Raw genomic sequence first — 9,641 nt, 5'->3', positions numbered from 1 at the left:
GCCATAAACATAATGATCGCTAAAACGAAAACTAAGAAAATAATGGCCCCAACAAAAACCATACTTAATTCCCGATGGATCATAAACGCCATCGTCAACGCACAAATCAAATTCATTGGTGCTCTAAAGCACATTCTAATGATCATCTGATAAGCAAGCTGAACGTTACTTACATCAGTAGTTAAACGTGTTACTAATCCGGCAGTGCTGTATTTATCAATATTCGAAAATGAAAATGACTGAATATTAGTATACATCGCATCTCTTAGATTAGCAGCAAAACCGGTTGAAGCTTTAGCGGCATATTTACCAGCTAAAAAACCAGTCGATAAAGTTCCAATCGCAATAACAAACATGATCAATCCATATTTATATACTGCATTTATATTTTTGGCGTCAATTCCTTTATCGATAATATCTGCCATAAAAAAAGGAATCATAATTTCTAAAATAACTTCCACAATAACAAAAAAGATCGTTAATAAAGAATCTTTTTTATATTGCTTAATTTGTTTCATCAATGTTTTTACCATACTTTTCCCCTTTCTTAATTTTAAATTTGATTAAAACCATCATTTAATTACAATAACCTAAAGATTTTCATTTAAATTGTCAATCAGTTTATCACAAAGTCTAATAAACAATTCAACTTCTTCATCCGTTAAATCTTTGATCAAGATCTTATCAATCTCATCCATTTTTTGTTTAACTCGTAAATTAAACTCACGACTTTGATCAGTTAAAACAAGCTTTTTTAACCGGGCATCATAATCAACAGGTACTCTTTCAATCATCCCTTTTTTACACATCAGTTTCAACATTTCTGATGTAGTTGAGCGATTGATTGAAAACTCAGCTTCTATATCTTTTTGAAACGTATCTTTACCATGATCTTCACGATATTGTAAAAAACCAATGATCCAAGTATGCATTAAAGTAGCTCGATCATTAATATCCCGACCCAAAAATCTATCCATTGATCTTTTCATTAGATTATTGATTATTTTAATCCTGCGGCCAACTGGATCACAATACATTGATCCACCTCCTTTGTTCGGATACGAACTATATGATAACATAAGATTTTTTATCTGTAAAGATAACATCGACAATAAATTTATTTTTCAAAAAATAAAAAAGACTTGCTTATTTATACTATCTAATCATTAATAATATTATAAAAATAGAAAGGATATAAAAATGACATTAAAAACACGTTATAATTTACTCCATCTTTTTTACTGGTTTGCCTACTGCTGTATCAATGGATTTATTGCCATCTTTTTACAATACCGCGGCTTATCAAATACCGAAATTGGAATTGTTACTGGAGCTTCATGTATTGGAACTATTTTTATTTTCCCATTAGTTTCATCATTATTGAATAAAATAAAAAATCTTACAATAAAACAATTAGTTACTTATATTTCTCTTTTAACTGTAATTGTATATTTAGCTCTTAGTTTCCTTACTATTCCTATTATCCCATTGATGATACTATATACTTTGATGTATGCTTTATTACTATCAACAGTTCCCCTACTTACGATGATTGCCATGAACTATATTAATGAAGGCTGGTATGTCAATTTTGGTTTAGCCAGAGGAATCGGATCAGCTTCCTGGGCTGCCAGTGCCTTTATTTTTGGCCAGGTCATTTCGCTTATAGAACCGTGGATCTTATCGCTCGGCTATCTATTTTTTATTGCATTGACCTTACTTACTTTACATACGCTGCCAGAGCAAAAAAATGCTGGAACTAATAGTTCCAAACAAGGATCGATCTTTGATGTAATTAAAAACTATAAAGTTTTCTTTTGTTTATTAATTGGTTTTGGTTTTATGTTTGCTGGAGCGACAACATTAAGTACTTATTTAATTAATATTGTTAAAAATTTAGGCGGTGATACATCGCTTTATGGTATTTGTATGTTTTTTATGGCTTTTAGTGAATTGCCATTTATGACCATGGCACCTAAATTAATGAAACGTTTCAATAGTTTGACTTTGATCTTAATCGCATCTATTTTTTATGTATTTAGAAACTTTACTATTTGTTTAGCACCAAATCTTGTCATTTTAATTATTGGAATGATGTTTCAGGGATTATCTTATGGTCTTTTTACCGGCGTAATTACATATTATGTTACCTATAACCTTGATAGTAATGATCAATTATCGGGCCAAACCCTACTTGGAATCATGACTTCAGGAATTGGTTCGACTTTAGGAAATGTTTTAGGGGGTATTTTACAAGATACTTTTGGTTTAACGATGATGTTTAGTTTTGTTTATTTTGCTACCGCAATTGGTGCTATCATCGTTCTAACAACTAAAAAAATAAGTCAGCGCAATTAAAAAGAATTTAGATAGCTAAATTCTTTTTGTCTGATCAATTTTTCTAATTACTTTAGCTGGTACTCCAACAGCAAGAGAATTATCAGGAATATCCTTACTAACGACACTGCCAGCGCCAATTACACAGCCACTGCCAATCGTTACCCCTGGTAAAACGGTAACATTAGCACCAAACCAGCAATTATCACCAATCGTAATTGGCAAAGCTTTTTCTAAACCAATATTACGACTTGGATAGTCCAAAGCATGATTAGCAGTATAAAAACCGCAATAAGAACCAATAAAAACATTATCACCAATCGTGATTTTTCCACCATCCATCAAATAACAATTTAGATTAATAAAAACATTTTTACCAAGTTTAATGTTGTAACCGTAATCACATGAAAACGGGCTAATTAATTCTAATCCCTCAGGTAAAGTACCTAAAAGCCGTTTAATAATTTCATTTCGTTTTTCAATATCTTTAGGTCGTGTTTGATTCAACTCAAAACATAAATCACCAGCATCTAAGCGTTCACTAATTAATTCTGGATCATTATTAGGATCATACCAGATTCCTAACGCCATTTTTTCTTTTTCACTCACCATTTTTCAACCCCTTTTTTAACCATTCCATTGGTATATTAGCACTAGGATAGCCCGCAATTAAAATTGCCTGAGCATGGATACCATAATCACCGGTTTGCACAACAGCTTTACAACGATCACGCATTTGATAGTAATCAGGAATATAATTCATGACATGAATATTTTTCTTGCCTAATGTTGTTTCAACAATTTGATAATCATTAGGGTTTTGCACTAACATATCTTCAGTAACGATCGCACTTTCAAAATCACCGCAACCAACCAAAGTTGTAAAAACATCTTTAAAAGAAGGTGAGCCCGTAACTACCCCTAAATCTAAATATTCAACATCTTCACTTAACGGATAAATGGCTTTACTAGAAGTTCCACTACCCGCATCAGCAATAAATAACATTTCACCATGACGCATACTAGCTACAATCGCCGCTAATCGTTCATTTAAAATCCGCTTTTTTTCCATTTCGATACCCCTTTATTAAAAGACTTTTAATTAGTGTATCTTATTATATAATAAAAGTCAACTATTTATTAAAACTCTTTTAATATAAATAATAATTACTTACATATTTTTTCATCCCATTAAAAAAATCATCAATATAGCTGTCTTTATATATAATCTTAGCTAAAAACTGTTTAGGAATATATTGTAAACATACTTGTTGCATCAAATCCAAATCAACATTATGTAACCCGTCACCAGTAATGACCAAATAAGCCGGATTGATAATTGATGCTAATGAACATAGAGCATAAGCAACATTGTTTTCATCATATTTAATTAAACGAGGATCATGATGTTTTAAAAACTCAAAAAACGGTAAATAGATGATTTCACCAGCAATATTATGATCTCCTTGCAATAATTTACCATTGATCACACTACCACAGCCCGGTCCACTATGACTAGGAAAAACCAAATAACAAACATCCTTTTTCTCCGTTAAACTTTGATAGAAGCCATAAGCACAATAATTCATTTCATTTTTAACAACTGTATTTATTCCTGTTGCCGTTTCAATTAATTTTTTTAAATTTAAATCTTTTAATTCAGCAATATCCGCTTCCACGATCACATCTTCAAAAATAACTGCCGGAACTCCAACGCCAATAATCTTTATCTTTGTTTCTTGTTTTACTAATGTTACGATTTTTTTAAGCAGATCATCAATCTTAGTTAGATCAATTATTTCATGATCATCAACAATTACATCTAATAACGCATTACATATTTGATAATAGAGATAATTTTGATTATCTTTTTTCATAATGACAATATTTAAACTATAAAAATACTCCGGATTTAAAATATATGTAATTGTTGGTCGTCCTTTTTTGGAAATAACTGTTTCTTTAACCTTAACAATATTTTGGTTTTTAAATTCATTTAAAATATTACCAATCGTTGCAAACGTCAAACCAGTTTCATTAGCTAGTTCTCTTTTGGTCACCGCTTGTCCTTTAGATAAAAAGCTTAAAACAATGCGATCGTTTTGTTCTCTAAGTTTTCCTGTTCCAATTCGTTTCATTTCCATAATCTTTTTCCTTTTAAATACAATATACCATTTATTTAAAAACTTTTAAATAAAAAGGCTGTATCTCTACAACCTATACTTTAGTGACAACATCTTTGATTTCATTAAAAGCATTAGCGATATTTACACCATGATCACCAATTCTTTCAAAATCAATTAGTGTTTCAGTAAACAAAGCACTATTTTCTGGAGTACATTTTTTATCCCGTAAACGTAATAATTGACGATATGAGAATTCACTTGTTTTTTGATCAATCGTTTTTTCAATTGTTTGAATTTCATTTGCGGAAGTTGAAAAATCATCTAAGTTACTCGTACATAATTTTTCTAATAAATCCATTGTCAACTGATTCATTGTTTTAATTTCTACTTTGGCATAACTTGAAAAAGTTTCTTGATTATCTTCTAATCGTTTAGCACGTTTAGCAATATTAATAGCATGATCGCCAATTCTTTCTAAATCACCAGCAGTCTTTAAAACCAAACCAATTGAACGCGAATTTTCGATTGGTAAATTAGATGAAATCGCTAGTGTCGTAAATTCAATAATTTCTTTATTTAAATAATCAATGTATTTTTCCTGTTCCATTATTTCATCAAATTGCTTATCATTCCATTTGACCATCAGTGAAAAAGAAGCCGCTAAATTATTTTTGACAACTTCAAGCATATTTTGAATTTCATTAAATAACTGCCGATTTGCAATCGCACTAGTACCAATATAATAATCATTAGTAAAAATTGATTTATCAAGATATTTAACTTCCAATACTTGTTCATCTTCATCTTTTTTCGGTAACAATTTATAAGATAATTTTACTAAATAACTACCAAATGGTAATAAAATTAAGGTTGTTCCAATATTAAAGATCGTATGTACATTGGCAATTTGAGCAGGAACATTGTTTGGTGTAAGTAATGTGATAAAATCGGCAAACGGTAATAGCAAACTAAGAGTTACAAAAATAATCGTACCGATAACATTAAACGATAAATGAATGATCATTGTTCGTTTAGCATTACGACTAGTTCCAATGCTCGCTAATACCGCAGTGATACAAGTTCCAATATTTTGTCCAAATAAAACATAAATAGCTGACGATAAACTAATTACACCACTTTTAGCTAACGCAATCAAAATCCCTACTGAAGCTGAAGAACTTTGGATAATGGCGGTAAATACAGCACCAACAACGATTCCGATCAATGGATTTTGGAAAGTTGAAACAATATTAACAAATTCTTTAGAATCCCGAAGTGGCATCATAGCACCAGACATCATTTCCATTCCCATGAATAAAATCCCGAGTCCGGCAACAATCGTTCCAATCATATCTAATTTTTTATTTTTGAAAAAAGCAATTAAAGCTACCCCTAAAAAAGCAATTAATGGCGCAATAGCACTTATATCGATAACGATCAATTGACCTGTAATCGTAGTACCGATATTAGCTCCCATAATGATCCATACGGCATTTTTTAATTTCATCAATCCCGCATTGACAAAACCAACAGTCATGACTGTTGTCGCTGATGACGATTGAATTACTGCCGTAATCAAAGCACCAACTATAACCCCTAAAAAGCGATTAGTCGTCAGTTTTTCTAAAATTGTTTTCATCTTATTACCAGCGACTAACTCTAAACCATTAGACATCATTGTCATTCCATATAAAAATAAAGCTAATCCACCTAATAATGTAAAAATATCTGTAATTTTCATCATAATCTCCTAAATTAATTTTACACCAACTATAATTTAACACAAAATTAAGATAAGACAAAGAATATTTAAGAAATCTTTACTATTTTTAGCAAAAAATAGAGAAATTTTACTTTTAAGCGATTCTTATATCCAATTTAGATAAAAACAAATATAGCCAACAATTATAAACTACAACTAAACCGATCTATAAAACTATCATCTTTTTACTACACTAATAATATTAATGACATTGTCAGTAAAAATATAAAATGCTATAATATTGATAAATGAGGTGATAATTTCATGAATAAAGTATGGTTCATTACTGGTGCTGGAAAAGGAATTGGTAAAGCAATTGCTGAAGCCGCATTAAAAGCCGGAGATTATGTTGTCGCTACGACTAGAAAAGAAAACGGATTTACTATTTTAGATGAATATAAAGATAAAGCAATCAATTTGCAGTTGGATGTTTCTACACCTAATGAAAAAGTCTATATTGATGCCGTCAATCAGGCAATTTCTCACTTTGGACGAATCGATGTTTTAGTAAATAATGCCGGGCATGGCAGAATTACTTTTTTTGAAGAAACTAGCGAAGAAAACATCAAAGAATTATTTGAAGTTAATTTTTTTGGTTTATTAAGAGTGACTCGAGCAATTCTTCCAGTAATGCGTAAGCAACGTTCGGGTTGTATTTTCAATATTGCTTCTGGAGCCGGATATGCTCCTGGCCCAGTTGCCTATCACAGTTCAAAATTTGCCGTTACCGGATTTTCAACTGCTCTTGCTTTTGAAGTTGCCCCTTTCAATATTAAAGTTTCTAACGTTATACCAGGATTAGTTCGTACTAATTTCTACGATCATGGAGCAATGTGTACAAAAGCTGATATAAATATTGCTGACTACGATGCGCATCGCTGGCAAGAGGAATTTATGAAAGCAAACAGTAATCATGAACAAGATGGTGATCCTGAAAAAATCGCTAAGCTAATCGTTGCAGTTTCAAATTTGGATTCTATCCCATTACATTTACCAGTTACTTATGATGCTGTGGATACATTAAAAGATTGGCAAAAAAATATTGGTGAATGCGTCGATGAGTGGAAGGATAAAGCTTGCCAAACTTCTTTTGATAAATAAGACCAATCAAAACTATTTACAAATATCTAGTAATATAAAACTAATACATTCAATAAATAGATTTTACTATCACTGATGTATTAGTTTTTTTATTAATACTTTGAACATACAAAATACCACAACAATTAACAGTTAGTTTAAATACAAAATGAAAAAACCCCATAAAACAGGAGTTTTCCATTTACTTTAATTAATATTATTTACTTACAGCTTCATCTAAAACTTTAGCAGCATTAAAGTTTCTAAAATCATCTTCACTAATTAATAATACTGGTACACCAGGATTAGCTAAATCTTTGAATTTTTTAACTGAACTAGCTAGTTGGGGAGTAACTAAAATCACATCAGCTTGTTCAATTGAATATTCAACAGCAGTTTCAGCTGCTGCCCAAACAATAATTTCCATATCTCGTTTAGAAGCTTCATCTTTTAAAGCTGCTGCAAACATATTAGAAGTAACTCCAGCAGTACAACAAAGTAAAATTCTCATATTAATGTCCTCCTTATTAATTTAATTGTATCATATAAAACAATTTTAGGATATAAAAATTAACTAAAAATAAATTACTAAATATCTTAAAATCATTTATAAATTGGGATAATTCTATTGATAAAATTAAATGAAAGGGAAATGAAAAATGGATAACAAAGCAAAAGAACAGTTAATGACAATTACTAAAAATATTAAATCAATTACAGAAATACTTTTTGCCATTCAATTACTTGACGATGGCTATGAACAACTAAAAATCGATATGATCTTAGAACTGCCCATTAATACACTTGAACAAATTATAACCGATATCGAACAATTATGTAAATAGCTTATCAATAGAGGGGAAAACTGGGATTTGGGAATAAAAAAATCCAGAATCATCTGGATTTAAAAAATCATGAAATAAACTAAAACAATCACACCTAAAATAATTCGATACCAGCCAAACACTTTAAAATCATGTTTTTTAATATAGCTCATTAAAAATTTAATCGTTAGCATGCTTACAACAAAAGCAACTGCCATTCCAAAAACTAATAAAACTAATTCTGTTGTTGTAAAAGCTAAACCGAATTTAACTACTTTTAACAAACTAGCTCCTAACATTACTGGAACTGCCAAAAAGAAAGTAAATTCAGCTGCAACTGTACGACTAACACCAATTAATAATGCACCAACGATCGTTGCCCCTGAACGTGAAGTTCCTGGAAAAATAGCAGCAATTAATTGAAAGATACCAATAATAAAGGCAGTATTGTAGGTAATTTCAGCCAATGAATTTATTTTTGAAGACCGATTTTTATTGTAGTTTTCAATAAAAATAAACAAGATTCCAAAAACAATTAAAGCAATCGCAACAGTTGGTGGATTATAAAATAATTCATTTAACTGATCATCAAATAATAACCCAATTACTGCTGCGGGAATACAGGCAAAGATAATTTTAAACCACATCGAAAAAGTATCTTTTTTAATTTTCCAGCCATGACGATAATCAAAAGGCATTAACTTGTCAAAATAAAGAACAATGACTGCCAAAATTGCTCCTAACTGAATTACTACTAAAAACATTTCCAAAAATTCAGCACTAACATCTAATTTGATAAATTCATCAACTAAAATCATATGACCAGTACTGCTAATTGGTAACCATTCAGTTATCCCTTCAACAACTCCCAAAATAAAAACTTTAATTAATTCAATAATGTTCATATAATCTCAATAAATCTCCTTTGCAATATACTTTTGCATTATAGCATTATCCAAATAAAATTACATTAATTATATTCTTAAAATTTGATAAATATGCTAGAATTATCACGAGGTGTAAGGAAAATGAAACGAAATGTAAACTTAATTGTGGTCTTTGATCAAACTAAAACCAGAATATTAATGTGTAAACGAAAAAAAGATCCTTATCGAGGTAAATATAACTTTGTTGGCGGGAAAATAAAAATAAATGAAGATCACTTAGAAGCGGCATATCGGGAATTAAAAGAGGAAACTAATATTAGTAAAAATGAAATAAAATTAACTCATTTAATGGATTTTACTTATTATTTAGAAGATACTTTATTAGAAACCTATGTTGGTGTTTTAAATCATGACGTTGATATTTATGGCGATGAAAACGAATTAGTTTGGATCGATTTAACCAGTGATTTTAAAAATGATGAAATCTTTGCTGGTAATGGCAATATTTATCACATAATAAAAGGGGCTGTAACGAAATAAAGTTTTAGAAGCTGATTTTTGTTCAGCTTCCCTTTTTTTATATGATTTTTATTTTTGAGGATAAAAAAATGTTCTACTGTTATTT

12 protein-coding genes are annotated in these 9,641 nt (G+C 30.2%); 4 read left to right on the top strand and 8 right to left on the bottom strand.

The window, feature by feature from the left end; translation table 11 throughout:
- Together J7M77_RS14455 and J7M77_RS14450 are read right to left on the bottom strand one after the other, a co-directional pair.
- Nucleotides 1-533 (bottom strand): ABC transporter transmembrane domain-containing protein (locus tag J7M77_RS14455; protein WP_296879824.1); only part of this gene is annotated, 533 nt, incomplete at its 3' end.
- Nucleotides 534-590: 57 nt separating this feature from the next.
- A complete protein-coding gene (locus tag J7M77_RS14450) occupies nucleotides 591-1,037 on the bottom strand; it encodes a MarR family winged helix-turn-helix transcriptional regulator (RefSeq protein ID WP_296879822.1) in 447 nt (148 codons plus the stop codon).
- A gap of 163 nt (nucleotides 1,038-1,200) precedes the next feature.
- Between J7M77_RS14450 and J7M77_RS14445 the strand changes: the two genes are divergently transcribed.
- Nucleotides 1,201-2,358: an MFS transporter gene (locus J7M77_RS14445; RefSeq protein WP_296879820.1), complete on the top strand. Its 1,158-nt coding sequence runs from the start codon at nucleotides 1,201-1,203 to the stop codon at nucleotides 2,356-2,358.
- A gap of 15 nt (nucleotides 2,359-2,373) precedes the next feature.
- Here J7M77_RS14445 and J7M77_RS14440 read toward each other — a convergent pair whose 3' ends face one another.
- The 4 genes from J7M77_RS14440 to J7M77_RS14425 form a co-directional block, all read right to left on the bottom strand.
- A complete protein-coding gene (locus J7M77_RS14440) occupies nucleotides 2,374-2,946 on the bottom strand; it encodes a sugar O-acetyltransferase (RefSeq protein ID WP_296879818.1) in 573 nt (190 codons plus the stop codon).
- Nucleotides 2,939-3,409: an RbsD/FucU domain-containing protein gene (locus J7M77_RS14435; protein WP_296879816.1), complete on the bottom strand. Its 471-nt coding sequence runs from the start codon at nucleotides 3,407-3,409 to the stop codon at nucleotides 2,939-2,941. Before J7M77_RS14435 ends, J7M77_RS14440 begins: the two co-directional genes overlap by 8 nt.
- A 79-nt stretch (nucleotides 3,410-3,488) precedes the next feature.
- A complete protein-coding gene (locus J7M77_RS14430; protein WP_296879814.1) occupies nucleotides 3,489-4,481 on the bottom strand; it encodes an ROK family transcriptional regulator in 993 nt (330 codons plus the stop codon).
- A 73-nt stretch (nucleotides 4,482-4,554) separates the two neighbouring features.
- Entirely contained in the window at nucleotides 4,555-6,204 is a 1,650-nt protein-coding gene (locus tag J7M77_RS14425; protein WP_296879812.1) for a Na/Pi cotransporter family protein, read from the bottom strand.
- Between the two features lie 285 nt (nucleotides 6,205-6,489).
- Between J7M77_RS14425 and J7M77_RS14420 the strand changes: the two genes are divergently transcribed.
- Entirely contained in the window at nucleotides 6,490-7,326 is an 837-nt protein-coding gene (locus tag J7M77_RS14420) for an SDR family oxidoreductase (protein WP_296879811.1), read from the top strand.
- A gap of 196 nt (nucleotides 7,327-7,522) precedes the next feature.
- Here J7M77_RS14420 and J7M77_RS14415 read toward each other — a convergent pair whose 3' ends face one another.
- The gene (locus J7M77_RS14415; RefSeq protein ID WP_296879809.1) at nucleotides 7,523-7,816 is read right to left on the bottom strand and encodes a hypothetical protein; all 294 of its coding nucleotides are present in this window, start codon (nucleotides 7,814-7,816) and stop codon (nucleotides 7,523-7,525) included.
- Between the two features lie 148 nt (nucleotides 7,817-7,964).
- Here J7M77_RS14415 and J7M77_RS14410 point away from each other — a divergent pair, with 148 nt between their 5' ends.
- Nucleotides 7,965-8,150, top strand: coding sequence for a hypothetical protein (locus J7M77_RS14410; protein ID WP_296879807.1), 186 nt, complete (start codon nucleotides 7,965-7,967; stop codon nucleotides 8,148-8,150).
- 59 nt (nucleotides 8,151-8,209) lie between these two features.
- On the opposite strand, the gene J7M77_RS14405 is transcribed toward J7M77_RS14410, so the two are convergent.
- Nucleotides 8,210-9,034 carry an undecaprenyl-diphosphate phosphatase gene (locus tag J7M77_RS14405; protein WP_296879805.1) on the bottom strand — a complete coding sequence of 275 codons (825 nt, stop codon included), beginning with the start codon at nucleotides 9,032-9,034 and terminating at the stop codon, nucleotides 8,210-8,212.
- A gap of 123 nt (nucleotides 9,035-9,157) precedes the next feature.
- On the opposite strand from J7M77_RS14405, the gene J7M77_RS14400 reads away from it, so the two are divergent.
- Nucleotides 9,158-9,556, top strand: a complete 399-nt coding sequence (locus J7M77_RS14400) for an NUDIX domain-containing protein (RefSeq protein ID WP_296879803.1) — start codon at nucleotides 9,158-9,160, stop codon at nucleotides 9,554-9,556.
- Nucleotides 9,557-9,641 lie beyond the last annotated feature (85 nt).

It is taken from the genome of Thomasclavelia sp., from assembly GCF_017889095.1.
Lineage (GTDB): Bacteria > Bacillota_I > Bacilli_A > Erysipelotrichales > Coprobacillaceae > Thomasclavelia.
The sequence above is the reverse complement of the archived record's forward strand: the minus strand, read 5'-3'. Positions and strand labels throughout refer to the sequence as shown.